The organism is Brevundimonas sp. NPDC090276, from assembly GCF_044772165.1.
GTDB lineage: Bacteria > Pseudomonadota > Alphaproteobacteria > Caulobacterales > Caulobacteraceae > Brevundimonas.
In genome coordinates this window covers 354145-379102 of record NZ_JBIVYK010000001.1, presented here as the reverse complement: position 1 = coordinate 379102, position 24958 = coordinate 354145, and the positions used below count along the sequence as shown (strand labels likewise).

At 67.3% G+C, this 24958-nt stretch carries 19 protein-coding genes and 1 tRNA gene; 12 read left to right on the top strand and 8 right to left on the bottom strand.

Annotated features, from left to right (window positions below; translation table 11 throughout):
* The first annotated feature begins 13 nt into the window (after positions 1-13).
* Positions 14-1321 carry an FAD/NAD(P)-binding protein gene (locus tag ACIQTU_RS01775; protein WP_400541431.1) on the top strand — a complete coding sequence of 436 codons (1308 nt, stop codon included), beginning with the start codon at positions 14-16 and terminating at the stop codon, positions 1319-1321.
* Between the two features lie 118 nt (positions 1322-1439).
* Entirely contained in the window at positions 1440-2726 is a 1287-nt protein-coding gene (locus ACIQTU_RS01770) for a cystathionine gamma-synthase family protein (protein ID WP_400541428.1), read from the top strand.
* A 35-nt stretch (positions 2727-2761) separates the two neighbouring features.
* Here ACIQTU_RS01770 and glmM read toward each other — a convergent pair whose 3' ends face one another.
* Positions 2762-4111: a phosphoglucosamine mutase gene (gene glmM / locus ACIQTU_RS01765; RefSeq protein ID WP_400541425.1), complete on the bottom strand. Its 1350-nt coding sequence runs from the start codon at positions 4109-4111 to the stop codon at positions 2762-2764.
* Positions 4112-4304: 193 nt separating this feature from the next.
* Between glmM and glmS the strand changes: the two genes are divergently transcribed.
* Both glmS and galU read left to right on the top strand, forming a co-directional pair.
* A complete protein-coding gene (gene glmS, locus ACIQTU_RS01760; protein WP_400541422.1) occupies positions 4305-6119 on the top strand; it encodes a glutamine--fructose-6-phosphate transaminase (isomerizing) in 1815 nt (604 codons plus the stop codon).
* A gap of 82 nt (positions 6120-6201) precedes the next feature.
* A complete protein-coding gene (gene galU, locus ACIQTU_RS01755) occupies positions 6202-7080 on the top strand; it encodes a UTP--glucose-1-phosphate uridylyltransferase GalU (RefSeq protein WP_400541419.1) in 879 nt (292 codons plus the stop codon).
* A 319-nt stretch (positions 7081-7399) separates the two neighbouring features.
* Here the strand turns inward: galU and ACIQTU_RS01750 are convergent.
* Positions 7400-7476: transfer RNA gene (locus ACIQTU_RS01750), tRNA-Arg, on the bottom strand.
* Positions 7477-7628: 152 nt separating this feature from the next.
* Between ACIQTU_RS01750 and ACIQTU_RS01745 the strand changes: the two genes are divergently transcribed.
* A complete protein-coding gene (locus ACIQTU_RS01745) occupies positions 7629-9392 on the top strand; it encodes a gamma-glutamyltransferase family protein (RefSeq protein ID WP_400541416.1) in 1764 nt (587 codons plus the stop codon).
* Positions 9393-9395: 3 nt separating this feature from the next.
* Here ACIQTU_RS01745 and ACIQTU_RS01740 read toward each other — a convergent pair whose 3' ends face one another.
* Both ACIQTU_RS01740 and ACIQTU_RS01735 read right to left on the bottom strand, forming a co-directional pair.
* Positions 9396-10214, bottom strand: a complete 819-nt coding sequence (locus ACIQTU_RS01740) for a lipid A-modifier LpxR family protein (RefSeq protein ID WP_400541413.1) — start codon at positions 10212-10214, stop codon at positions 9396-9398.
* A 227-nt stretch (positions 10215-10441) separates the two neighbouring features.
* Positions 10442-12325: a ribonucleoside-diphosphate reductase subunit alpha gene (locus ACIQTU_RS01735; RefSeq protein WP_400541410.1), complete on the bottom strand. Its 1884-nt coding sequence runs from the start codon at positions 12323-12325 to the stop codon at positions 10442-10444.
* 294 nt (positions 12326-12619) lie between these two features.
* Here ACIQTU_RS01735 and ACIQTU_RS01730 point away from each other — a divergent pair, with 294 nt between their 5' ends.
* The 3 genes from ACIQTU_RS01730 to ACIQTU_RS01720 all read left to right on the top strand — a co-directional run bounded on the left by ACIQTU_RS01730 (position 12620) and on the right by ACIQTU_RS01720 (position 16971).
* The gene (locus tag ACIQTU_RS01730; RefSeq protein ID WP_400541407.1) at positions 12620-13369 is read left to right on the top strand and encodes a phosphatase PAP2 family protein; all 750 of its coding nucleotides are present in this window, start codon (positions 12620-12622) and stop codon (positions 13367-13369) included.
* 67 nt (positions 13370-13436) lie between these two features.
* Positions 13437-14756: an acetyl-CoA hydrolase/transferase family protein gene (locus ACIQTU_RS01725; protein WP_400541404.1), complete on the top strand. Its 1320-nt coding sequence runs from the start codon at positions 13437-13439 to the stop codon at positions 14754-14756.
* A 112-nt stretch (positions 14757-14868) separates the two neighbouring features.
* A complete protein-coding gene (locus tag ACIQTU_RS01720; protein ID WP_400541401.1) occupies positions 14869-16971 on the top strand; it encodes a response regulator in 2103 nt (700 codons plus the stop codon).
* Here ACIQTU_RS01720 and ACIQTU_RS01715 read toward each other — a convergent pair.
* Positions 16968-17612: a glutathione S-transferase family protein gene (locus tag ACIQTU_RS01715; protein ID WP_400541398.1), complete on the bottom strand. Its 645-nt coding sequence runs from the start codon at positions 17610-17612 to the stop codon at positions 16968-16970. The genes ACIQTU_RS01720 and ACIQTU_RS01715 overlap by 4 nt on opposite strands.
* Positions 17613-17767: 155 nt before the next feature.
* On the opposite strand from ACIQTU_RS01715, the gene ACIQTU_RS01710 reads away from it, so the two are divergent.
* Positions 17768-18811 (top strand): ribonucleotide-diphosphate reductase subunit beta, encoded by a 1044-nt coding sequence (locus tag ACIQTU_RS01710; RefSeq protein WP_400541395.1) that lies wholly within the window; start codon positions 17768-17770, stop codon positions 18809-18811.
* 49 nt (positions 18812-18860) lie between these two features.
* Here ACIQTU_RS01710 and ACIQTU_RS01705 read toward each other — a convergent pair whose 3' ends face one another.
* A complete protein-coding gene (locus tag ACIQTU_RS01705) occupies positions 18861-19682 on the bottom strand; it encodes a Ku protein (RefSeq protein ID WP_400541392.1) in 822 nt (273 codons plus the stop codon).
* A gap of 91 nt (positions 19683-19773) precedes the next feature.
* Between ACIQTU_RS01705 and ACIQTU_RS01700 the strand changes: the two genes are divergently transcribed.
* On the top strand, positions 19774-20427 hold the full coding sequence (locus ACIQTU_RS01700; RefSeq protein ID WP_400541389.1) for a DUF1345 domain-containing protein: 654 nt from the start codon (positions 19774-19776) through the stop codon (positions 20425-20427).
* On the opposite strand, the gene ACIQTU_RS01695 is transcribed toward ACIQTU_RS01700, so the two are convergent.
* Positions 20424-20834 (bottom strand): winged helix-turn-helix transcriptional regulator, encoded by a 411-nt coding sequence (locus ACIQTU_RS01695; RefSeq protein ID WP_400541386.1) that lies wholly within the window; start codon positions 20832-20834, stop codon positions 20424-20426. The two genes, ACIQTU_RS01700 and ACIQTU_RS01695, sit on opposite strands and share 4 nt — an antisense overlap.
* A gap of 112 nt (positions 20835-20946) precedes the next feature.
* Between ACIQTU_RS01695 and ACIQTU_RS01690 the strand changes: the two genes are divergently transcribed.
* Positions 20947-21702: an SDR family oxidoreductase gene (locus ACIQTU_RS01690; protein WP_400541383.1), complete on the top strand. Its 756-nt coding sequence runs from the start codon at positions 20947-20949 to the stop codon at positions 21700-21702.
* 354 nt (positions 21703-22056) lie between these two features.
* Positions 22057-23535: a DEAD/DEAH box helicase gene (locus ACIQTU_RS01685; RefSeq protein ID WP_400543724.1), complete on the top strand. Its 1479-nt coding sequence runs from the start codon at positions 22057-22059 to the stop codon at positions 23533-23535.
* A gap of 79 nt (positions 23536-23614) precedes the next feature.
* On the opposite strand, the gene ACIQTU_RS01680 is transcribed toward ACIQTU_RS01685, so the two are convergent.
* Positions 23615-24907, bottom strand: a complete 1293-nt coding sequence (locus ACIQTU_RS01680; RefSeq protein ID WP_400541380.1) for an OmpP1/FadL family transporter — start codon at positions 24905-24907, stop codon at positions 23615-23617.
* Between the last annotated feature and the right edge of the window lie 51 nt (positions 24908-24958).

The window sequence follows — 24958 nt, the reverse complement described above, 5'->3', positions numbered from 1 at the left end:
ACGAGGTGGAACGATGAGCGACGCCTCCTCCCTGCCCGTCATCATCGTCGGCGGCGGCTTTTCGGGCGCCATGCTGGCCGCCCGACTGGCCGAGCGCGGACAGGCCTCCGTCCTGATCGAACGCGGCGACGCCTTCGGTACGGGCGTCGCCTATTCCACGCCGAACGACGCTCACCGCCTGAACGTCCGCGCCGGGCGCATGGGCGCTCTGGCCGACCGCCCCGACGGCTTCATCAACTGGCTGAGGGCGCATCATCCCGATCAGGCGGATCCCAACGGCTTCGCCCCCCGCCGCCTTTACGGCCTCTACATCCGCGATCGATTGGCCACGACCGAGGCGGCCTATCCCGCCCTGATCCGCCGCGTGAACGGCGTCGCGATCGCCGTTGAAAAACAGGCCGCCATCCTGTCCACCGGCGAGCGCATCGAGGGTCGCGCCGTGGTTCTGGCCACCGGCAACCCGGCCCCTCGCACGACCCCGGCCGGCGAAGGTGGACGCCTCATCGCCAACCCCTGGACGCCCGACGCCCTGACGCCCATCCGACCCGACGACGACGTCCTGATCCTCGGCGCTGGCCTGACCATGGTCGATGTTCTGCTGAGCCTCTCAAGCCAAGGCTGGCGCGGCCGGGCCACCGCGGTGTCGCGTCGCGGCCTGCTGCCTCGCGCTCACGGCTCCGGGCATGACGCCCCCGTCGACCTGCCGCCCCAAGCCCTGATCGGCCCCCTCTCCGCCCGACTGTTCGCAGCCCGGCGGCTGGCGGAAGCACACGGCTGGCGTCGGGTGATGGAGGGCTATCGCCCCATCACGCTAGACCTGTGGCGCGCCGCGACCGAGGCCGAGCGCGCCCGCTTCCTGCGCCATCTGCGCCCGAGGTGGGACGTCCACCGCCACCGCATCGCGCCCGAGATCGCCGCCGAACTGGACCGGATGCTCGCCGACGGTCGCCTGACCGTCCGCGCCGGGCGCGTCCGCAGGGTCGAGGCGTCCGCCGAGGCCGCCACACTGCGTCTGACCGCCCGCGACGGCGCCGCGCAGACGCTGTCCGCACCCTGGCTGATCGACTGCACCGGTCCCGGTCACGACGCGGCGACCGCCCCCCTGACCGCCGCACTGATCGCCGAGGGCCGCGCCCGTCTGGCCGTCTCGGGTCTGGGCCTCGACCTCGATGAAGACGGGCGCGTCCGACATGCCGACGGCGCCGCCGATCCGGCTCTGTTCGTCATCGGCCCGCCCGCCCGCGCCGCCTTCTGGGAAACCATCGCCGTGCCGGACATCCGCCAGCGCATCGAGGCCCTGGCTGCCCGCCTGACGGCCTGAGCCGGCCAGCCGCCCTGCGGTCGAAACTTCCACCAATCGGCGCCTTTCCTCAGCAACCGGACGGCTAGCGGGCGCTTCCAAGGTCGGCTACCACCGGTTCAGGAGAGGAAAAACAAAAATGAACCGTCACCGCACCCGCGTTCTTGGGGACCGCACCCTCGCGCCTGAAACCCTGATGATGGGCTATGGCTATGACCCGACCCTGTCGGAGGGGGCGATCAAGGCGCCCCTGTTCCAGTCGTCGACCTTCGTCTTCAAGTCGGCCGAGGACGGCAAGCGCTTCTTCGAGGTCGCGTATGGCCTTCGCCAGCGCGACCCGGACGAGGCTCTGGGCCTGATCTATTCGCGCATCAACAACCCCAACCTCGAAATCCTTGAGGACCGCCTCGCCGTCTGGGACAAGGCCGACAAGGCCCTGGTCTTCTCGACCGGCATGGCCGCCATCTCGACCGCCATGCTGGCTCTAGTCCGCCCCGGCGACGTCATCCTCTATACGGCCCCGGCCTATGGCGGCACCGAATACCTGTTCGACCGCATCCTGCCCCGCTACGGCGTCAAGGCGATCAGCGTCCCCGCCGCCGAGGGCGCCGACGCCCTGGACGCCGCCATGACTGCGGCCGCCGCCGAGGCGAAAACCACCGACGGGCGTCTGGCCGCCGTCTATCTGGAGACCCCGGCCAACCCGACCAATCAGTTGGTCGACATCGCCCGCGCCGTGGCCGGAGCGAAAGCCGTGGATCAGGCCGAGCGCCCGGTCGTCGCGGTCGACAACACCTTCCTCGGCCCCCTGTGGCAGAGCCCGCTGGAGCTGGGGGCGGACCTCGTCCTCTACTCCCTGACCAAGTATGTCGGTGGCCACTCCGACCTGATCGCCGGCGGCTGCATGGGCGCAGCCGACCTGATGGCGCGTGTCGGCGAGATGCGCACCATCTGCGGCACCAACACCGATCCGCACACGGCCTGGCTGCTGCTGCGCAGTCTGGAGACCCTGCATATCCGCATGGAACGAGCGCAGGAGAACGCCCTGATCCTGGCCGAGCGCCTGCGCGCCGATCCGCGCATCAGCGCCGTCCTGACCGCCGGAGGGCCGGACGCCTCGCCCGAACAGCAGGCCATCTTCACGGCCCAGTGCAAGGGCTCGGGTTCGACCTTCTCGCTGGAGTTGCCCGGCGGCGAGGCCGAGGCCTTCCGCATGCTGAACGCCCTGCGGCTGTTCAAGCTGGCCGTCAGCCTGGGCGGCGCCGAGAGCCTGGCCTCGCACCCGTCCAGCATGACCCACTCCGACTATACGCCCGAGGCCAAGGCGCGCAGCGGCATCGGCGACAACCTGGTGCGGCTGTCGGTCGGCATCGAAAACGTCGAGGACCTGTGGGCCGATCTGGATCAGGCCCTGGCTTCGATCTGAGGCGAAAGGCGGGCGCCGCTCGCGGCGCTCGCCCGTCAGCCCGCCGCCTTCACCGCCGCCGAGACGTCGGCGACCACGCGCTTGACCAGGGCCTCGTCGTCGCCTTCGGCCATGACGCGGATCAGTTTCTCGGTGCCCGACGGACGCACCAGCAGGCGGCCGGAGCCGTTCAGGGCGGCCTCCGCCTCGGCCATGGCGGCCTTGACCTTCTCGTCTTCCAGCGGCTTGCCGGCGGTGTAGCGCACGTTTTGCAGCAGCTGCGGCACCGGCTCGAACTGACGCGCCAACTCGCTCATCGGCACGCCCTTTTCGACCAGAACCGCCAGCACCTGCAGGGCCGCCATCAGGCCGTCGCCGGTCGTGGCGTGGTCCTTCAGGATGATGTGGCCCGACTGCTCGCCGCCGATGTTGAAGCCGCCGGCGCGCATCCGCTCCATGACGTAGCGGTCGCCCACCTTGGTCCGCTCCAGCGTCAGGCCCTCGGCCTGCAAGCGGCGCTCCAGCCCCAGGTTGGACATGACGGTGGCCACCACGCCCTTGCCGTTCAACCGCCCGCGCTTGGCCCAGTCCAGACCGATCAGGGCCATGATCTGGTCGCCGTCGACCACATGGCCCTTCTCGTCGCAGATGATGACCCGGTCGGCGTCGCCGTCGAGCGCAATGCCGATGTCGCAGCGATAGCGCTTCACCGCCTCGGACACGGCCTCGGGATGGGTCGAGCCGCATTCGGCGTTGATGTTCAGGCCGTTCGGCTCGACGCCGACGGGGAAGACCTCGGCCCCCAGTTCATAGAGGGTGGTCGGCGCCACGCGATAGCCGGCGCCATTGGCGCAGTCGATGGCGATGCGCAGGCCCTTGAGGCTGAGCCGCTTGGGGAAGGCCGACTTGGCGATTTCGATGTAGCGCGGCGGGGCGTCGTCGATGCGCTTGACCCGACCCAGCTTGTTGGCGGGCGCCAGATCCTGATCCAGACCCTCGTCCATCATGGCCTCGATCTTCAGCTCGATCTCGTCCGACAGCTTGTAGCCGTCCGGCCCGAACAGCTTGATGCCGTTGTCCGCATAGTCGTTGTGCGAGGCCGAGATCATGATGCCCAGATCGGCGCGCATCGAGCGCGTCATCATGGCCACGCCGGGCGTCGGCAGGGGACCGAAGGTGCGCACGTCCATGCCCACCGAGGCCAGACCCGCGACGAGCGCCGGCTCGATCATGTAACCGGACAGACGCGTGTCCTTGCCGATCACCACCAGATGGCGACGGTCGTCGTCGGTGCGGAACAGCTTGCCCGCCGCCAGCCCGACCCGCAGCGCGACCTCGGCCGTCATCGGATGGGTGTTGGCGCGACCACGGATGCCGTCGGTGCCGAAGTATTTTCTCTCGCCCAAGGGCGTCGTCCTTCGCTGGCGGCGCCGGAGGGTTTGCAAAGAAACCTTCCGAAACCCATTTTTTGATGTCGCCGGCCTTTGCTTCCCCTAGACGCAAGATCACAGGGCGAGACGGGCGGAACCCTCTCGCTTACCCCTTACGGCGGCGTCGCGCAAAGCGAGACCGCTTCGCCCCTTGATCGGAGCAGACCTCATGTGCGGCATCATCGGCATCACGGGCGCCGGCCCTGTCGTTCCCCGTCTGGTCGACAGCCTGAAGCGGCTGGAATACCGCGGCTATGATTCCGCCGGCATCGCCGCCGTCGTCGACGGCCGTATCGAACGCCGCCGCGCCAAGGGCAAGATCCGCGAACTGGAGGCCGTTCTGGCCGTCGATCCCCTGTCCGGGACCATCGGCATCGGCCACACTCGCTGGGCCACCCACGGCGCCCCGACCACGAGCAACGCCCACCCGCACAAGGCCGGCCGCGTCTGCCTGGTCCACAACGGCATCATCGAGAACTTCGCCGAGCTGAAGGCCGAGCTGGAGGCCGAGGGCCGCGCCTTCGAGAGCCAGACCGACACCGAGGTCGTCGCCCACCTGCTGGACCACAAGCTGGCGGCGGGCCTGGCTCCGCTGGACGCCTTCAAGGCGACCCTGGATCGGCTGACCGGCGCCTATGCCCTGGCCGTCCTGATCGAGGGCGAGGACGAGCTGATTTTGGGCGCCCGCCGCGGCAGTCCTCTGGTCGTCGGCTGGGGCGAGGGCGAGATGTATCTGGGCTCGGACGCCCTGGCGGTCGGCCCCTTCACCCAGAAAATCTCCTATTTGGAAGAAGGCGATTACGTCGCCATGACCCGTTCGGGCGCGCGCATGTTCGACGCCTCGGGCCGTCCCGCCGACCGCGCGATCGTGCAGGTCTCGGCCTCCTCGGCCATGGTCGAGAAGGGCTCCTATCGCCACTTCATGGAGAAGGAAGTCCACGAACAACCCGACAGCGTCCAGCACACCCTGTCGGAATACCTTGACCTGGTGACGGGCACGGCCAAGACGCAGGCCATCGACTTCGCCGCCGTCGACCGCATCCAGATCATCGCCTGCGGCACCGCCTTCTATGCGGGCCAGATCGGCAAATACGCCTTCGAGAAATATGCGGGCCTGCCCTGCGACGTCGAGATCGCTTCGGAGTTCCGCTATCGCTCGCCGGCCCTGACGCCGGGCACGGTGGCCGTGGCCGTCAGCCAATCGGGCGAAACCGCCGACACCCTGGCCAGCCTGACCTGGTGCAAGGGGCAGGGCCTGAAGACCGCCGCCGTCGTCAACGTCCACACCTCGTCGATGGCGCGCGAGGCCGAGGTCCTGTGGCCGACCCACGCAGGACCGGAAATCGGCGTCGCCTCGACCAAGGCCTTCACCGCCCAGGTCTCGGCCTTGCTGGCGCTCGCCATTGCCGCAGGCGTGGCGCGCGGCCGCATCGGCGCCGATGAAGAGGCGGCGCTGGTCAAGGCCCTGTTCGAGGCTCCGCGCCTGATCGCCGAGGCCCTGCAGATGGACAGCCAGATCCGCGCCATCGCCCTCGACCTGGCCAAGGCCACCGACGTCCTCTTCCTGGGCCGGGGCGCCATGTTCCCCCTGGCCATGGAAGGCGCGCTGAAGTTGAAGGAGATCAGCTATATCCACGCCGAGGGTTACGCCGCCGGCGAGCTGAAGCACGGCCCCATCGCCCTGGTGGACGAGAAGACCCCGATCATCGCCCTGGCCCCGCTGGACGAGGTCTATGAGAAGACCGCCTCCAACCTGCAGGAAGTGGCCGCCCGCGGCGGTCCCGTCGTCATGATCGCCCCGGCCACCGCCCCCGCTCCGCACGGCGCCGGCATCCGCCGCGTCGACGCCCCCGACTGCCACCCGCTGATCGCGCCTCTGGTCTACGCCGTGCCGGTCCAGTTGCTGGCCTATTATACCGCCGTCCAGAAGGGCACCGACGTCGACCAGCCGCGCAACCTGGCCAAGTCCGTGACTGTGGAGTGAACGCGCCCCGCGCATGGGCGTCCGTTTGGAACCGTCACGATTTCCGCCTATGAAAGCCGGCTAACGGCTTTCAGGACGACTGATGACGACTTCCCCCGCGCGCCTTCGCAAGGCGGTTCTCCCCGTGGCTGGCCTGGGCACCCGCGTCCTGCCCGGCACCAAGACCACGCCGAAGGAACTGCTGAATGTCGTCGATCGGCCGATCCTGTCCTACATCGTCGAAGAGGCGCGCGAAGCGGGGATCGAGCACATCGTCTTCGTCACCGGTCGCGCCAAACAGGCGATCGAGGACTATTTCGACCACCAGATCGAGCTGGAGGCCCAACTGGCGGCCAAGGGCAAGACCGAGATCCTGGCGGCCATGAACGCCGAACTGGCCACCGCCGGCGAGATGAGCTTCACCCGCCAGATGCAGCCCAAGGGCTTGGGCCACGCCGTCTGGTGCGCCCGCGACATCATCGGCCACGAGCCCTTCGCCGTCATCCTGCCCGACGTCATCGTCGACAGCCGCCCCGGCGCCCTCAAGCAGCTGGCGGACCTCTATGCCGAGGTCGGCGGCAACGTCATCGGCGTGGAGGCCGTGCCCGAGTCGGAGACCCACAAATACGGCATCGTCGATCCCTCCAGCCGCGACGGCCGCCGCCTGGCCATGAAGGGCATGGTCGAAAAGCCGAAACAGGGCACGGCCCCGTCCAATATGTCGATCTCGGGCCGCTACATCCTGCAGCCGGAAATCTTCGACCTGCTGGAGACCCAGGAAAGCGGCGCCGGCGGCGAAATCCAGCTGACCGACGCCATGGACCGCTTGATGAAGACACAAGCCTTCACCGCCTATGAGTATGAAGGCGTCACCCATGACTGCGGCGACAAGATCGGCCTGCTGCGCGCCAACGTCGCCCTGGCCCTGAAACGCCCAGATCTGGGCGAGGCGACGCGGGCGGCGATCACCGCCCTGCTCTGAGCCCCGGACAGCGCGTCGTTCAGCCTTCCAGGACGGCGCGCTGGGCGAAATCGATATGGAAGGCTAGCCAGACGCAACCACCAAGGTTTGAGTGGTATGCAGCAAGACGTCCAGGGCCAAGCATCCTCCACAGAAAGGGGCCAGACTGGCGCCCCAGGACGCACCACGTGGCGACGCCTCTCATGGAGCAGGATGCAAGAACACAAACGCTCGAAGGCCTTTCGCCCATCAGCGCAAACATCTGCAGAAATATCGAAAATAGCCGCCGCAACGCTTCAAGGAAACAGCTCGACTAAGCGTCAAGCCTTTGAAAGCAAAGTGGCGCACCCGAAGAGATTCGAACTCCTGACCCCCAGATTCGTAGTCTGGTGCTCTATCCAGCTGAGCTACGGGTGCGCACCGCCTTGCGGGCAGGGCGGCTATCTAGCGGGTGGGCCGGGGGCTTGCAAGCGGCTTTTCTGAAAATGCCGATAGAAAATGCAGGCTTGGCCTCAGAGGCCTGGGACACTAGGCATGAACCTCTCCCTGAACCCCGCAGGAGCTGTTTCGTGCGCGCCTATTCCATCCCCTCGTCGAACCGTCGGCGCAAGATTTCGCTCATTCTGGCCAGTGCGGCTGTCGGCGCTTTTATGCTGACGGGATGCGCCACGGCGCCGGCCGCCGAGGCGACGGCGGCGGGATCAACCACGGCGACGGCTGAGACGCCCGCGCGCGGCCCCTTCGTGTCGGCGGCCAATCCCCTGGCGGTCGAGGCGGGGATGAAGGTTCTGGCGCGCGGCGGGTCGGCGGTGGACGCCGCTGTCGCCGTGCAGGCGGTGTTGGGCCTGGTCGAGCCGCAGTCGTCGGGGCTGGGCGGCGGCGCCTTCATGATGTTCTACGACGCCGACAATGGGGCCCTCACCGTCTACGACGGGCGTGAGACCGCCCCGGCTTCGGCCACGCCCGAACTGTTTTACGAGAATGGTCGCCCCCTGCCCTTCGTCGACGCCGTGCTGAGCGGACGCTCCACCGGGGCGCCGGGCGTGGTGCCCATGCTGGCCCTGGCGCAGAGACAGCATGGCGCCCTGGCCTGGTCCGACCTGTTCGGCGACGCCGAGAAGCTGGCGCAAGACGGTTTCGTCGTCAGTCCGCGTCTGGCCGGGATGATCAACGGCGACGCGCCCCAGGCGAAGACGCGCTGGGCGACCGAATATTTCACCAAGGCCGACGGCACCCGCTATGTCGCCGGCGACGTGCTGAAGAACCCGGCCTATGCCGAGACGGTGCGGACCCTGGCGCGCGAGGGCGCGGCGGGTCTGCAAACAGGGCCGCTGGCCGAAGCCATCGCCGCCGCAGTGGCCGAGGACCCGCGCCCAGGGGCGCTGACCACCGCCGACATCGCCGCCTATCGCCCGCTGGTGCGCGAGGCCGTGTGCGGCCCCTACAAGGTCTATGTCGTCTGCGTGCCGCCGCCGCCGTCCAGCGGGGCGTCCATCCTGCAACTGCTGGCCATGGGCGAGCAGACGCCCGATCTCGACAAGGGCGCGCAGAGCGCCGAGGCCTGGGCCGCCTTCGGCCAGCTGCAGCGGCTGATGTACGCCGACCGCGATCGCTATTTCGGCGATCCGGCCTTTGTCTCGGTGCCGGTCGCCGGTCTGCTGGACCCGACCTATGTGGCCGAACGCGCGGCCCTGGCCCCGGCCCTGCGGGGGGCTGCTCCCTTCGGCACGCCGACCGGGGCGCCGCGCGTCGGCGCCGACGCGACGCAGGAACCGGCGGGCACCTCGCACCTCGTCGTCGTGGACGCCCAGGGCAATGCGGTCAGCATGACCACCACGGTCGAGAGCCTGTTCGGCTCGGGCCGGATGGCCGGCGGCTTCTTCCTCAACAACCAGCTGACCGACTTCTCGCTGGTCCCGACCGCCTCGGACGGCACGCCGGCGGCCAATGCTGTCGCGGCGGGCAAGCGCCCACGCTCGTCCATGTCGCCGGTCATTATTCTGGACCGCGAAGGACGCCTCGTCGGCGCCCTGGGCTCGCCCGGCGGCTCATCCATCCTGGCCTACAACGCTAAGGCCCTGATCGGGGCGCTGGCCTGGGATCTGCCGTTGCAGGCGGCCTTCGACCTACCGAACCTGGTGGCCAAGGGCGACGGCTTCGGCGCGGACACCGAGGGCTTCCCCGCCGGGGTGAGAGACGGCATGGCGGCGCGCGGCGTGATGCTGCGGCCAAACACGACCGAAACCTCGGGCCTGCACGGCGGCTTGTGGCGCAACGGGCGTTGGGACGGGGCGGCCGACAGCCGCCGCGAGGGCGTGGCGCGGACCCAGTAGGGTCTACTCGCGGGGACGGATCGTCAGTTGGAAGGCCACCAGGCCTTCCGACACATCGGTGTTGATGCCGTTGTAGGCGCGAATGCCGTTGGCCTCGATCTCACGGTAGACGATGCCGAACGATCCCTGCATCGCGCCCCGGCGATAGGCGACGCCGACGGAAGCGTCGCCCAGGAAGGCGCCCTCGTCGTGGCTCATGCCCGAACGGGCGAAGTCGCCGTCGCGGGTGCGGGCGAAGTTGTAGCCGACGGCGCGCTTGGATCCGGCGGCGTAGACGTACCAGCGCGCCCGATCGCCGAAGGCCTCGTCGCCATCGGGGGCCAGGCGATCCAGGCCCTCGCCGATCTTCAGCGTGGCCCCAGCCTCGGCCGTCGTGCCGTCGCTGCCGAAGCCGACCCCGGCGTGGGGCGTCAGCGACACCTCCAGACCCGAGGCCGTGCGGCCCTGGGCCGCGACCCAGCCGCGCGTATAGGTGACGTCATAGCTCTCGCCGTCATAGGCGCGGGCGTCCAGGGCGCGCGGCGGCACTGGCGCCCCGTCGGCGCGGCGCGGTTCGCCACGGGCTGTGACGCGCAGCCGATCGGTGAAGCCGTCGCCGGTGAACCAGGCCTCGTTCTGGGTGGCGATGAAGGCGTCACGCCCTGCAGGCGAGTCCGACAGGGCCATGGGGGCGCCGAAGGGCGCGTCCGCAGCGGCGAAGGCGATCTCATTGTCCAGACGAGCGGCGGCGTCCTCAAACTGAACAGCGTCACCGCCCCGAGCAGCGATAGGCGCGATGTTGGGACCTGCGTTCGTGACGCTCGTCTGCGCGCTCGCTGTCATGGGTAGGCCCACGACAATCAGAACACCAACGAGGCAAGCCTCTAAGCGCACAACGGTCCCTCCCAAACCCGTTAACAGTCACACTCTGCACTAACGCGGGGGAACTGCAACGGACTCTTTCAAGCCACAATCCTGTCACGCCAAAACGAAACCGCCCGGAGGACGGTTCCCCCGGGCGGCTGGCTGAGTGCGGTCACATCAGCGGATTGTGATGAGAGGGATCCGGCCTACTGACAGGCCAGGCACTCATCGTAGTCGGTGCGGGCGGCGGAGAAGAGGTCCGGCTGGTTCGGATCGATCTCGGCCTCGGCCTTGTCCTCGGCGCCGGCGAAGGCGGCGCGCTGCACCGACTTGGAGCGCAAATAATACAGCGACTTCACGCCGCGTTCCCAGGCGGACCAGTGCAGCATGTGCAGGTCCCACTTGTTCACGTCGCCGGGGATGAAGAGGTTGAGCGACTGGGCCTGGCAGATTTCCGGCGCGCGGTCGGCGGCCAGTTCAACCACCCAGCGCTGGTCCAGTTCAAAGGCGGTCTTGAACACGCCCTTCTCATCGTCCGACAGGGCCTCCAGATGCTGGACCGAGCCTTCGTGTTCAAGGATCGAGTTCCATACGGCCTCGGTGTCGATGCCCTTCTCGCCCAGAATCTTCTGCAGGTAAGGATTCTTGACCGCGAACGAGCCCGACAGGGTCTTGTGCGTATAGATGTTGGCCGGGATCGGCTCGATGCCCGCCGAGGCGCCGCCGCAGATGATCGAGATCGAAGCGGTCGGGGCGATGGCCAGCTTGTGCGAGAAGCGTTCCATCACGCCGCGTTCAGCGGCGTCCAGGCAGGGGCCCTTTTCTTCGGCCAGCACGCGGCTGGCCTTGTCGGCCTCGCGACGCAGGTGCTTGAACAGGCGCATGTTCCACGACTTGGCCATGGCGCTTTCAAAGGCCACGCCCTGCCCTTGCAGGAAGGAGTGGAAGCCCATCAGGCCCAGACCCACCGACCGCTCGCGCCTGGCCGAGTAGACCGCCGCCGCCATGGCGGGCGGGGCACGGTGGATGAAGTCCTCCAGGACGTTGTCCAGGAAGCGCATGATGTCTTCGATGAACTTCGGCTCTTCGCGCCATTCCAGGAAGGTCTCGGCGTTGACCGACGACAGGCAGCAGACGGCGGTGCGCTCAGCGCCCAGGTGGTCCTTGCCAGTGTGCAGCATGATTTCGGCGCACAGGTTCGACTGCTTGACCTTCAGGCCCAGCTCGCGCTGATGCGGCGCCAGCTGGCGGTTCACCGTGTCCGAGAAGATCAGATAGGGCTCGCCCGTCTGCATGCGGATATCGAGGATCTTGGTCCACAGCGCGCGGGCGTCGACGGTCTTCATGACCGCGCCGTCCTTGGGCGATTTCAGGTCGAAGGTGGAGCCGGTCTTCACCGCCTCCATGAACTCGTCCGTGATATTGAGGCCGTGGTGCAGGTTCAGGGACTTGCGGTTGAAGTCGCCCGAGGGTTTGCGGATCTCGAGGAACTCCTCGATTTCGGGGTGGTGGATGTCCAGGTAGACGGCCGCCGAGCCGCGGCGCAGCGAGCCTTGGCTGATCGCCAGCGTCATGGAGTCCATCACGCGGATGAAGGGGATGATGCCGCTGGTCTGGCCCGCGCCCTTGACCTTCTCGCCGATGGAGCGGACGCCGCCCCAGTAGGTGCCGATGCCCCCGCCGTTCGAGGCCAGGGCGACATTTTCGTTCCAGACATTCTGGATGCCGTCCAGGCTGTCGCCGACAGCGTTCAGGAAGCAGCTGATCGGCAGGCCGCGGTCGGCGCCGCCGTTCGACAGAACGGGTGTGGCCGGCATGAACCACAGCTTGGACATGTAGTCATAGATGCGCTGGGCGTGGTCGGCATCGTCGGCGTAGGCCGTCGAGACGCGGGCGAACATATCCTGATAGCTTTCGCCCGCCAGCAGGTAACGGTCTTCCAGTGTCTTCTTGCCGAAGTCGGTGAGCAGGGCGTCGCGCGTGCGGTCCAGCTGCAGTCCGGTGACCACTTTCAACAGCGGCTTGCCCTCGGGCGGCGACGCAGAAACCGTCGTGAATTCCGTCGTCTGCAGAGCTTCGCCGCCAGCCATGTTGATCCTTGCCCCGATCAAAATCGTATGAAGACCGTGCCGGTATGAAACACTAGATGTGGTGTTTCTGTTCCCGCGCTCGGCTAGATGTATGGGTGCACATCTTTAATTTTTTATAAAGTCTTGATCTTGGCCGGGGGATGTGGCGGCGCGAGATTCCGCGCCGACGCCCCTGTGGAAAAGTCGGAAAAGACAACCGTCAAGCCAGGTCCTCGTCGTCGCCCACAATGAGTTCACAAACGCGTGATCAACAAGACAAGGGAACGGCTCGTCCAGCTTGACCGTTAGCGGCTCATGGCTCCGCATCCGACCGCCTTCCTGACCCGCGCCCTGCGCGTGGCCCGTACCGAAATCGCCGCCGTCGCCGCCCTGATGGTGATAGCCCTGGGCACCCTGACCTTCATCGAGGTGGCCGATGACATGCGCGAGCCGGACGGCCAGGCCTTCGACCAGGCGGTGCTGCACGCAGTGCGGCCCTTCGCCGACGATCCAGGGCGTCCCTGGGGGCCGTGGTGGCTGCAGGAGGCGGCGGCGGACATCACGTCCCTGGGCGGCATTTCAGTCCTCACCCTGTTCGCCCTGATCGTGCTGGGCTTCATGCTGATCCAGGGCAAGCGGCTGTCGGCCCTGCTGCTGGTCCTGGGCTTGACCGGCGGCGTGGCTCTCAGCGAAGGGCTAAAGGCCCTGTTCGAGCGCGAGCGTCCGCCGGCCGTCTATCAAGCAGTCGAGACGCTGAACGCCAGCTTCCCCTCGGGTCACGCCCTGTTGTCGACGGTCTTCTATCTGACGCTGGGGGTGATGCTGACCCGCGCCTTCCCGCGCAAAAGGATGAAGGCCTATGTCCTGGGCTGCGCCATCCTGATCGCCCTGCTGATCGGACTGACGCGCATCTATCTGGGCGCGCATTGGGCCTCGGACGTCTTCGCCGGATGGAGCGTGGGGGCGGCCTGGGCCATGGCGCTGTGGCTGGTCGCCTACGCGATCGAGCGCCGCCAGCGGCTGCATGACGCCCGCCTGCAGGACGCGCCTTCGACCAATGTCTAGCGGTCGGAATGCGTCGGGCGCCGGATAACGGATCGAAGAGAGCCGAACGGCCGTTCGAGGAAGCGCCATGACCGATCACGCTACGCAATACGCCCAGCGTCTGATGACGCCCGCCGACGCGGCCGCCCTGATTCCGTCGGGCGCCAAGGTGGCCATGGCGCTGGGCGTCGCCCAGCCGCCCGCCCTGTTGAAGGCCCTGGCCGACCGGGCCGAGGCGAACGCGGTCGGCGACATCAATATCTACTACCTGCTGTCCACCGCCATCGCCGGCGAGACAGTGCTGCGCTACGAACTGACTGACCGTCTGCGCCCCCACAGCCTGTTCCATGGCGCCATCGAGCGGAAGCTGGAGGCGCGCGGGATCGAGGAAGGCCGTCAAGGCGTCTGGTTCGTCCCCACCGGCTTCCAGCAGACGCCGAACGTTCTGACACGCGCGATCGGCGTCGACACCCTGCTGGCCACCGTCTCGCCGATGGACGCCGACGGCTATTTCAGCTTCGGCACCAACACCGACTACGCCCTGGCCGCGTCGAAGACGGCCGAGCGGGTGGTGCTGGAAGTCAATCCGCACATGCCGCGCGTCTTCGGCGACTGCCGGGTGCATGTGTCCCAGGTCACGGCCCTGGTCGAACACGCCGCGCCCCTGCTGGAATCGGGCAAGGCTGCTCAACAGCCGCAAGATGTCGTCATCGGCGGCATCATCGCCGGCTTGATCGAGAACGGCTCGACCCTGCAGATGGGCATAGGCGCCTTGCCGGACGCGGTCTGCGCCGCCCTGCACGATCATGCCGATCTGGGCATCCACACCGAGTTGCTGACGCCGGGTCTGGTCGCGCTGATGCGGGCCGGAGTCGTCACCAACGCCAGGAAGAGCCTGCATCCCGGCAAGACCGTCTTCACCTTCGCCATGGGTGATCGCTCGACCTATGAATTCCTGCACGAGAATCCGGCGCTGGAGGCCCGCCCGGTCGACTATGTGAACGACCCCGCCGTCATCGCGCGCAACGACAGGATGGTGTCGGTCAACGCCACCTTGCAGATCGACCTCTTCGGCGCCTGCTGCTCTGAGTATCTGAACGGACGCCAGTATACGGCCTCGGGCGGGCAACTGGACTTCGTACGCGGCGCCTCAGCGTCCGTGGATGGAAAGTCGATCATCGCCTGCCACTCGACGGCGGCCAGGGGCGCCGCCTCGCGCATCGTCGCCAAACTGGACGGGCCCGTGACCACGCCGCGCAATGACACCCAGATCGTCGTGACCGAGCACGGCTGGGTCAATCTGCGCGGCTTGACCGTCGATCAGCGCGCCCGCGCCCTGATCGGCCTGGCCGCCCCTCAGTTCCGAAAAGGGCTGGAAGCCGAGGCTCGCGCCATGGGTCTGATCTGACTGAAACCTGCCGAGCCCGTACGTAAAAACCGCGTTCGCCCGGCAGTAAGATTTCTTTACAATTTCGCGCGCACCCTGAAACGCAGCGCACCAGAATGGGGACAGGGGGGCAATGAGCGGACGCTGGCGAGTCTTTCGTCACGAGGCCGGCCAGGAGGCGGGCCCGCACGCCGCTGTTTATGTGTCGCTCTATGCGCTCTGTCTGCTGTTGGGCCACTGGAGCGCATCCACCTTCGAGGCGGTGATCGCCTGGCCCGCCAACGGGGTGATGCTGGCGGCCTTGCTGCAACTGCCCCGGCGGCGCGCCGCCATGGTTCTGGCCCTGTGCTTCGGTCTGAATCTGGCGAGCACCGCCGTGCGGGGAGACGCTCCGCCCTTCGTCTGGCTGAATCCCCTGCTGAACCTGGTTCAGGTGCTGGTCGCCGGCATTCTGACGCGGCGGCTGTGCGGCGCGGCGCTGGACATGCGGCGGCCTCGGCGCGTGGTCCTGTTCACCCTCGGCGCGGCCTTGCCGGCCGTGGCCCTGACAGCCACCATCGGGGTGACCGTGGCCTGGTTCGTGCGCGACTACTCATGGGTGCGGGCCGCCTTCGCCTGGCGGCATCTGTTCGCCATGGAGTTGCTCGGGCTTGTGATCGTCACGCCCAGCCTGCTGCTGCTAGCCCGCGCGCACCGGTTTAATCAGGTCAGGCAGTCGCCGTTGGAGGTCGTCGCCATCTTGGGTCTGGTGATGATCACGGCCCTGTGGATCTTCAACCAGTCCTCGCCCTTCCTCTTCCTGATGTTCCCGCCGCTGATGCTGGCGGCCTTCCGGCTGTCGCCGCCCTGGATGGCCATCGCCCTGGTGCTGACGATGCTCATCAGCGGCTTGATGACCCTGACCGGGCACGGCCCCGTCAGCGCCTCGCCGGTCCCCTATGTGCCGGAACTCCACCATCTGTCGGATCGCATGCGGCAGATGCCGCTCTACTACGGCTTCCTGCTGGTGGCGGCGATGACGGCCCTGCCCATCAGCGCCATGATCGCCGAGCGGCGCTCCTTCATCGCCCGTCTGGCCCGACGCACGACGACCGCCCTGGAGCAGCGTCGACGCGCGGAGGCGGCCGATGCGGTCAAGTCACGCTTCCTCGCGCTAATGAGCCACGAGATGCGCACGCCGCTGAACGGGGTCAGCGGCTATGCCGACCTGCTGTCGCGCCGCGACGACCTGCCGCCCGAGGCCCAGACCCAGGTTTCCGCCATCCGTGCCTCCGGCGCCGCCATGTTGACCCTGGTCGAGGATGTTCTGGACGTGTCGCGCGGCGACGAGCCCCTTTGCCTGGAGCCGTTCGACCTGGAGGCCTTGATCTGTGACGCCGTGGCGCTGGAAGCCGCCGCGGCGCGCGCCAAGGGGCTGGAGTTCGTCATTGATCTGGCGCTGCAGCCGGGCGGCCGCGTGCTCGGCGACGCCCGACGACTGCGGGGCGCCGTGCGGCACCTGACCTCCAACGCCGTCAAGTTCACCGACCGGGGCGAGGTTCGCATAGAAGCGTCTCACGTCGGCGACCGACTGCGGATCGCGGTGTCCGATACCGGCGGCGGCATGGATGCGGCCTTCATACCCCACCTGTTCGAACCCTTCGCCCAGAGCGACGATTCCCTGCGCCGTCGCCATGGCGGGGCCGGGGTGGGCCTGCCGGCGGCGAAGCGCCATGCGGCCTGCATGGGCGGCGACGTGGTTCTGGGCTCGACCTCACCCGCAGGCTCTGTCTTCGTGCTGACGGCGCAGCTTGAGGCCCTGGCGTCTCTCCCTTCCGAGGTCCCTGGCGAGGCCGCGCCCTTGCGCGCCCTGATTGTCGACGACCACCCCGTGAACCGGCAGATGCTGCGGCTAATGATCGAGGCGGCGGGCTGCAAGGCGGTCGAGGCGGTCGACGGTCTCGAGGCTGTCGAAAAGGTCGAGGGCGACGCCTTCGACCTGATCCTCATGGACGTGCGTATGCCGCGCCTGGACGGGCTGGAGGCGACGCGGCGCATCCGGGCCCTGCCGTCGACAGCCAGCGAAACGCCTATTCTGGCGGTGACCGCCGACGCCATGCCGGAGGACGCCGCCCGCTGTCTGGCGGCAGGCATGGACGCTCACCTGGCCAAGCCGGTCACCTATGAACGACTCTACGCCGCCATCGACCAGACCTTCCGCGCCGCCGCGGATCGCGAGCAGGTCCACGCCGCCTAGGCGTCGTCGCCCAACGGAAAACGCTTGGTCCAGAAGGCCTGCAGTTCCGGCAGGTCGTCCACCCGGCGCATCACCTCGGCCATGCGCGGCGCCTCGGCATAGAAGCGTTGGCGGCGCGGCGTCCAGCGGCTGGCGACGGCGACATAGAGGTCGAGCACGCTCAGCTCGTCGCCCAGCAGGAAGCGCCCCGGCGTGATCTGGCTGTCCATGACGCGCCAGCATTCGGCGATGCGCTCAGCGGTTCGCCGCTTCAGTTCTTCCTGCGCCGCCGCATCCTCGCCCACCAGCCGCGAGGGCACGTCGCGCACCCAGAACATCGAATAGATGGCCGCCGGGATGAAGGTCATCCAGCGCAGGAACTGGGCCCGGCGCGGATCGTCCAGTCTCGGTCCCAGCCGCGCTTGCGGATAGGCGTCGGCCAGCCAGATCAGGATGGCGGCGCTCTCGGTGATCGTCTCGCCAGCGGGCGTGATCAGGGCCGGGATCTGGCGCATGGGGTTGGCGACGGCGACCTTGTCGCGCTCGGCCTCGCCCTCCCAGGTCACGGCCTCGATGACGCGATAGTCCAGGCCGATCAGGGTCATGGCCGCCTCGACCGGAACCGATCCCGAGCCAGCGGCGCCGTAAATGGTGAAACTCATCCCCAGGCTTCTCCCCATCTGATTGTCCGCAGACCACCATATCTAGCGTCATAGATAAATTTGATCGCAAGATAGGCCGGTTTCGACTTGGCGCCGGACGTCGCTGGACGCATGGTGAAACTTACTTCTTTCCGGATTCGCTTCAGGTCATTTTGATGAACGCCCACTCCTCGATCATCCGCCCCGGAACGGCCGGACTGCTGACGCCTTCGGCCGCCTACAAGCCCTTCCGCTATCCGTGGGCTTTCGACATGTGGAAGAAGCAGCAGCAGGTCCACTGGATGCCCGAAGAGGTGCCGCTGGGCGAGGACGTCAAGGACTGGGCCGCCAACCTGACCGACAGCGAGCGCAACCTGCTGACGCAGATTTTCCGCTTCTTCACCCAGGCCGACATCGAGGTCCAGGACAACTACATGGAGCGCTACGGCCGGGTGTTCAAACCGACCGAAGTGAAGATGATGCTGGCGTCCTTCGCCAATATGGAGACCATCCATATTGCGGCCTACGCCCTGCTGCTCGAAACCATCGGCATGCCCGAGAGCGAGTTCGGCGCCTTCATGGAATACGAGGCCATGCGCGACAAGCATGACTTCATGGGCCAGTTCGGGGTCGAGACCGACGCCGACATCTGCCGGACGCTGGCCATGTTCGGGGGCTTCTCCGAAGGCCTGCAACTGTTCGCCAGCTTCGCCATGCTGATGAACTTCCCGCGCCAGTCGAAGATGAAGGGCATGGGCCAGATCGTGTCCTGGTCGGTGCGCGACGAGAGCCTGCACTGCGAAGGCATCATCAAGCTCTACCACGCCTTCAACAAGGAGACGGGCGCCGTCACCAAGGCTGTGGCCGACGACATCGTCGACTGCTGCAAGACCGTGGTGGCGATGGAGGACAAGTTCATCGACCTGGCCTTCGAAATGGGTCCGGTCAACGGCATGACGCCGGACGACATCAAGCAGTACATCCGCTTCATCGCCGACTGGCGTCTGCGCCAGTTGCAACTGCCGGAAGTGTACGGCGTGACGGAAAACCCGCTGCCCTGGCTGCAGTCGCTGCTGTCGGGCGTCGAGCACGCCAACTTCTTCGAGGCCCGCGCCACTGAATACTCCAAGGCGGCGACCCAAGGCTCCTGGCATGGCGCCGACGGCGTCTGGGACAGTTTCGACGCCATGATGAAGCGCCGCGAGACCGCCGAGGGCTGAGCCGCTGCTGCGGTCCTGATCGACAGCATCCGTCAGGACCGCGCCTCCCCTAGCCTGCCTTTTTCTTCGGCGCCGGCTTCTTTCCGGCCGGCCCCGCCGATCCCTTCAGACTGGCCTTCAGAGCCGCCATCAGGTCGATGACGTTCGTATCGTCCGGCTCCGGCGCGGTGACGACGCCCTTCCCGCCCTTCTGCTTGGTCGCAATCATCTCGCGCAGCGCCTCGTCGTAGCGATCGTGGAAGCGGGTCGGATCGAAGTCCGCCTCCTTCTGGCCGATGATGCGGGCGGCGATCTCGACCATGTCGGCGTCGGCGGCCACCTCGGGAATATCGTCAAAGAAGTCGTCGGCGGCCTTCACCTCGTCGTGGGCGCGCAGGGTGTAGGCGACCAGCCCCTTGCCGTGGACCTCCAGCGCCAGTTGGCGCTCCTTGCCGCGCAGCACCAGCTGGCCGAGGGCGATCTTGCCCGCCGACTTCATGGCTTCGCGGATCACGGCGAAGGCTTCGACGCCCACGCCCTTTTCCGGCACCACATAGAAGGGATCGTCCCAGTAGAGGCGGTCGATGTCGCCCTCGTCGACGAACTGGTCGATGGCGATGGTGCGGGTGCTTTCAAGCCTCACCTTGTCGAAGTCGGCCTCGTCGAACAGGACGTATTCGTCCTTGGCCACCTCATAGCCCTTGACCAGATCCGATCGCTCGACCGGCCCGGTGTCCGGGTCCGTCGTCACCATGCGGATGCGGTTGTTGGTGGCCGGATTGATGAGGTGAAAGCGCACGTCGCTGGCGCTGCTCGTCGCCGTGTAAAGAGCCACCGGACAGGTCACGAGCGACAGCTTCAGATGTCCCTGCCAGGTCGGTCGCGCGGCCATATGTCCGATCCTCCAGCCTGAACAAACGGGCCTCAGGCCGATTTGTTCAGCCGACTGGCGGCGCTCGCGGAACAGCGTCATCATCGCATGCATGAACCGGATCGCCCGCCTGTTTCGTCTGCACGTCGCCCTGTGGCTGGGACTGGCGGTTCTGGTGGCGGTCGTCACCCTGGCGCCGACAGGCCTGGACGGGCCGACGCGGATCGCGGCGGGATGGGGCGCCGGCGCCGTCGCCTTCCTGTTGCTGACGCTGGAGCGGGTGATGCGCGCCCGCTCGATCGAGGACATCCGACGCCGCGCCGCCGAACTGGATCAGGCCGGGGGCGCGGTCCTGCCGCTCAGCCTGTTGGCGGCCGCAGCTAGTATCTTCATCATCGTCATGGAGGCCGCCGGCGAGAGCCGCCCTTCCATGGCCTCGGCCATGTTCTCCATCAGCGTCATCGCCCTGTCCTGGCTGTTTGTGCACGTCATCTTCACCCTGCACTACGCCCACGAATTCTACGCCCCGGCGGAGGCGGGCCAAGGCGACCGCAAAGGGCTGATCTTCCCGGGTGAAGGCGAGGCCGACTACTGGGACTTCCTGCACTTCGCCCTGATCATCGGCGTGGCCAGCCAGACCGCCGACATCCAGATCAGCAGCCGGAAACTGCGCCGCATCGCCACGCTGCACAGCCTGATCGCCTTCGTCTTCAACACGGTGATCCTGGCCCTGGCGGTCAACATGGCCGTCAGCCTGCTGGGCTAGCCCGCCGCCTTGCGGTCATCAAAGGCCAGCCGCGCCGCCTCTATGCGCTCCAGGTTCTTTTCCGCCCAGATCCAGACACCGCAAAAGGCCTCGGCCAGGGACACGCCCAGATCGGTCAGCCGGTATTCCACGCGCGGCGGAATGACCGGATGCACCGTCCGCACCACCAGGCCGTCGCGCTCCATCTGACGCAGGGTCTGCGTCAACATCTTCTGACTGATGGCGCCGACCCGTTCGCCAAGGCGGGTGAAACGCTGCTCGCCGTGCTGCTCCAGCACCTCGAGGATCAGCATGGTCCACTTGTCCGCCACCCGGCCGATGACCTCGCTGACCAGGGCCTCGACACGCGGATCGGCCGGTGCGTCGCTATGAGGCGGTGAAATTCTTGCGGGTGGAAAGTCTGTCACGTCCAAATCTTCCCGACAGGTAAGTATGGCTGTTTCCGGTGCCTACTTTCGATTGGAGAGTATAAACCATAGCTGGGCCTCGGCGTGAATTCGCACGCCGAAGGAGCCCGACATGAAGATCACCGGCAACACTATCCTGATCACCGGCGGCGGCAGCGGCATCGGCCGCGCCCTGGCAGAAAGCCTGCACGCGCGCGGAAACCGCATCATCATCACCGGTCGTCGTGAGGCGCCGCTGACGGCCGTCGCCGCCGCCAACCCCGGCATGGCCTGGGCGACGCTGGACATGGAAGACGCCGCCGCGATCAGTGTCTTCGCCGGGCAGATCGTGCGGGACCATCCCGACCTGAACGTGGTCATCAACAATGCCGGCGTCATGCAAACCGAGGACCTCACCGCCGAGCCCTTCTCGCTGGAGACAGCCGAGACCACCATCGCCACCAACCTGCTGGGCCCGATCCGACTGACCATGGCCCTGTTGCCGCATTTGCGGACTCGACCCGCGGCGACCCTGATCACGGTTTCCTCGGGGCTGGCCTTCATCCCGCTGGCGGCCACGCCGACCTACAACGCCACCAAGGCGGCCATCCATTCCTGGACCCAGTCGCTGCGCACCCAGTTGGCCGACACCCCGGTCGAGGTGCTGGAGCTGGCGCCGCCGGCGGTGGCGACCGACCTCATGCCCGGCCATGCGGAGAACCCCGCCTCCATGCCCCTGGCTGACTACACGGCCGAGGTGATCGGCCTGATCGAGCGCGGCGAAACCTCACGCGGCGAGATCCTGGTCGAACGGGTCAAGCCCCTGCGCCGCGCCGAAATCGACGGTCAATATGAGCCTATCTATGCTGCCCTGAACGGCCTGACCTGATCATCGCCCTGCAAGGCGGCGGCCTCGCCGCCTTGACTTGGCCGTTATTGAGGCCCATCTGCGCTGCGTCGCACCATGCGATGGCTGGCTTCCTGCAACGCGTGTGGGTCTTCCTCCTCGAAGATCTGATTGCAGACGCAGCCGGCAAGACCTCAGAGTCATTACGTCGTCCGGACACGCGGGGCGGCGCCCCGATCCACCCCGACGGCTTCATTCCGAAGCTCTATCGGGACTGGTGGTGCGCTCTCCTGTCGTCGTGCGGTCAGAAGGTTTCGCCTTCGCGACCCGGCGCACGCGGGAGCACGCATTGCCGCAAGCGAAAGACGCTACGTGAGCAATACTACGTTTGAATCCATGGGCCTGAACAAGGCCCTCCTCCAGGCCCTGGCCTCGACCGGCTATGAAAAGCCGACGCCGATCCAGGCCAAGGCCATCCCCGACGTCATGGCCGGCAAGGACCTGCTGGGCATCGCCCAGACCGGCACCGGCAAGACCGCCGCCTTCGCCCTGCCGATCCTCCATCGCCTGGCCGAGAACCGCGTCGCGCCCCAGCCGCGCACCACGCGCGCCCTGATCCTGTCGCCGACCCGCGAACTGGCCACCCAGATCGCCGACAGCTTCAAGCAGTACGGCGCCCACCTGGGCTTCCGCGTCGCCGTCATCTTCGGCGGTGTGAAATACGGCCCGCAGGAACGCGCCCTGCAACAGGGCCTCGACGTCCTGGTCGCCGCCCCCGGCCGCCTGCTGGACCACCTGCAGCAGAAGACCCTGGACCTGTCGTCGACGGAAATCTTCGTCCTCGACGAGGCCGACCAGATGCTGGACCTGGGCTTCATCAAGCCCATCCGTCAGATCGTCAGCCGCATCCCGGCCAAGCGTCAGAATCTCTTCTTCTCGGCCACCATGCCGTCGGAGATCGGCAAGCTGGCCGGCGAACTGCTGAAGGATCCGGTCAAGGTCCAGGTCACGCCGCAGTCGACCACGGTCGAGCGTATCAAGCAGTCGGTCATCCACATCGAACAGGGCCGCAAGCGCGCCCTCCTGACCGAGCTGTTCTCTGATCCCGCCTATACGCGCTGCCTGGTCTTCACCAAGACCAAGCACGGCGCCGACAAGGTCGCGGCCTATCTGGAAGCCGGCGGCGTCGAAGCCGGCGCCATCCACGGCAACAAGAGCCAGTCGCAACGCGAACGCGCCCTGGAAGCCTTCAAGCAGGGCAAGCTGCGCGTCCTGGTCGCTACTGACATCGCCGCCCGCGGCATCGACGTGGACAAGGTCACCCACGTGGTGAACTTCGAGCTGCCCTATGTGCCGGAAGCCTATGTCCACCGCATCGGCCGGACGGCCCGCGCCGGCGCCGACGGCACGGCCATCAGCTTCGTCGCCGGCGACGAGATGAAGCTGCTCAAGGACATCGAGAAGGTCACGCGCCAGAAGATCCCGGCCGTGGACCGCCGCAACGACAAGGCCCTGGCCCAACTGGACGCCTCGATCATGGCGGCCGGCGTCAAGCAGAAGGCCACCCTGCCCGAGCGCGAGGGCCGCGGCGGACGTGGCGGACGTGGCGGCGAGGGCGGCGAAGGCCGCGCCCGCAACCCGCGTCGCGAGGGCGTCCGTCCCGAGGGCGGCGGCCAGCCGCACCGTCAGCGTAAGGGCGGTCGTGACCGTACTCACCACGCCGAGCGTCCGGCCGCCGTCTACGATCCGATGGCGGGCGAACGTCCCAAGTCGTCGCCGCGGGCCCAGCCTTCGGCCGAACCCAAGCCGGTCGGCGAGATGAAACGCCGCCCCCGCCGTCGTCCGTCGAACGGCGGCAAGGGCTACAGCGCCTAGGATCGTCTGATCTCAGGTCAAAGAAAAAGGGCGGCTCCTGCGAGGGAGCCGCCCTTTCCGTTTCAGCCTATGGCCGGGATCAGAAGGCCCAGCGCGCGCCCAGCGAGGCGACCAGGGCCGAGCCCTCGGCGGTACCGCGCAGATGCGAGGTCGTGGCCGCGGTCGTGCCCGCATAGAAGGTGCGGTCGTCGAAGATGTCCGAGTCGCTGAAGGCGATGTAGGTCAAACCGGCGTCAAAGGTGACGCCCTTGGTCACCTCGGTCGAGCCGCCGACCGAGACCAGCAGGCGGTCGGCGTCCGGGATCCGGGCCGTGCGCAGGCTGTCGCGGGTCGGGGTCGGGTCATAGCCGACGCCGGCGCGCAGGGTGGTCTTGTCGCTGAGGGCGTAGTCCAGGCCGATCGCGCCTGTGGTCACGTCCTTGTAGTTCTGGTGGATCGAGTCGCCGCCGCCGGGATAGGCGACATTGATGGCTTCGAACTCGGACCAGCCGATGCGATTGACCTGGGCGTTCAGGGTCAGCTTGTCGTTGACGGCGTAACGCACCGAGGCCGAGGCGAACCACGGGGTGTTGAAGCTGGCCGTGCCGGCGCTCGAGACGCTGTTGGGCGCCAGCGGACCGGTCAGGACGATGTTCACCTCGCCGTCCAGCTCGTGCTCGATCTTGGAGCGGTAGGACAGGCCGAAGTCCCACGGCCCCTTGTGCACCTGGGCGCCGACGTTCCATCCGAAGGCCCAGCCGTCGCCTTCCAGCGACGACGAGCCGTCGGGCAGCAGGGGCGAAACCGTCGGCATGGCCGAGGTCAGCTTGGCCTTGACGAACTGAGCGTTCAGGCCAGCCCCGAGGTCCAGCCAGTCATTGACCTGATAGGCCACGGTCAGGCTGGCGTCGCCCGAGCGCAGTTCCGAGGTCAGGGCGTCGTAGCGGGCGAAGGAGCCCGGCTCGTACTTGGTCGTGAAGTTGTAGGGCGCGGCCACCGAGACGCCGACGGCGAAGCGCTCTCCGATCGGCGTGGCGAAGGCGAAGTTGGGCACCAGGCCGCTCTCGATCGGGTCGACCTCGGTGTTGCGGGGGTTGACCACCGGCACATTGGTTCCGCCCGGATAGGTGACGTAGGAGCCGTTGTTCTTCACTTCCGAGTCGATGCGGATGGCGTGCATGCCGAACGACAGCTCGCGGCCGCTACGGGCGATGGCGGCGGGGTTCCACCACATCGAGCCCGTGCCGCGATCCGCGGCCTCGCCCGAGAAGGCGCGTCCGGCGCCGCGCACCGACTGTTCCTGCAGATAGAAGGAGCCGGCGAAAGCCGGCGCGGCCACGGAGGCCATGAGGACCGCGAGACCGCCGATGCGGCCCATGTTCCTGGGGGTCATACTGTTTCACCTATGTAAGTCCGCCCGTCCTTACTGATGAACGGGTCGTTG

Coding starts and splice junctions, on each gene's coding strand:
- ACIQTU_RS01730 (WP_400541407.1), top strand. CDS start 12,620: ATGGCTCCGCATCCGACCGCCTTCCTGACCCGCGCCCTGCGCGTGGCC.
- ACIQTU_RS01690 (WP_400541383.1), top strand. CDS start 20,947: ATGAAGATCACCGGCAACACTATCCTGATCACCGGCGGCGGCAGCGGC.
- glmS (WP_400541422.1), top strand. CDS start 4,305: ATGTGCGGCATCATCGGCATCACGGGCGCCGGCCCTGTCGTTCCCCGT.
- ACIQTU_RS01770 (WP_400541428.1), top strand. CDS start 1,440: ATGAACCGTCACCGCACCCGCGTTCTTGGGGACCGCACCCTCGCGCCT.
- ACIQTU_RS01725 (WP_400541404.1), top strand. CDS start 13,437: ATGACCGATCACGCTACGCAATACGCCCAGCGTCTGATGACGCCCGCC.
- ACIQTU_RS01705 (WP_400541392.1), bottom strand. CDS start 19,682: ATGGCCGCGCGACCGACCTGGCAGGGACATCTGAAGCTGTCGCTCGTG.
- ACIQTU_RS01680 (WP_400541380.1), bottom strand. CDS start 24,907: ATGACCCCCAGGAACATGGGCCGCATCGGCGGTCTCGCGGTCCTCATG.
- ACIQTU_RS01700 (WP_400541389.1), top strand. CDS start 19,774: ATGAACCGGATCGCCCGCCTGTTTCGTCTGCACGTCGCCCTGTGGCTG.
- ACIQTU_RS01775 (WP_400541431.1), top strand. CDS start 14: ATGAGCGACGCCTCCTCCCTGCCCGTCATCATCGTCGGCGGCGGCTTT.
- ACIQTU_RS01740 (WP_400541413.1), bottom strand. CDS start 10,214: ATGACAGCGAGCGCGCAGACGAGCGTCACGAACGCAGGTCCCAACATC.
- galU (WP_400541419.1), top strand. CDS start 6,202: ATGACGACTTCCCCCGCGCGCCTTCGCAAGGCGGTTCTCCCCGTGGCT.
- ACIQTU_RS01715 (WP_400541398.1), bottom strand. CDS start 17,612: ATGAGTTTCACCATTTACGGCGCCGCTGGCTCGGGATCGGTTCCGGTC.
- ACIQTU_RS01710 (WP_400541395.1), top strand. CDS start 17,768: ATGAACGCCCACTCCTCGATCATCCGCCCCGGAACGGCCGGACTGCTG.
- ACIQTU_RS01735 (WP_400541410.1), bottom strand. CDS start 12,325: ATGGCTGGCGGCGAAGCTCTGCAGACGACGGAATTCACGACGGTTTCT.
- ACIQTU_RS01720 (WP_400541401.1), top strand. CDS start 14,869: ATGAGCGGACGCTGGCGAGTCTTTCGTCACGAGGCCGGCCAGGAGGCG.
- ACIQTU_RS01685 (WP_400543724.1), top strand. CDS start 22,057: ATGGGCCTGAACAAGGCCCTCCTCCAGGCCCTGGCCTCGACCGGCTAT.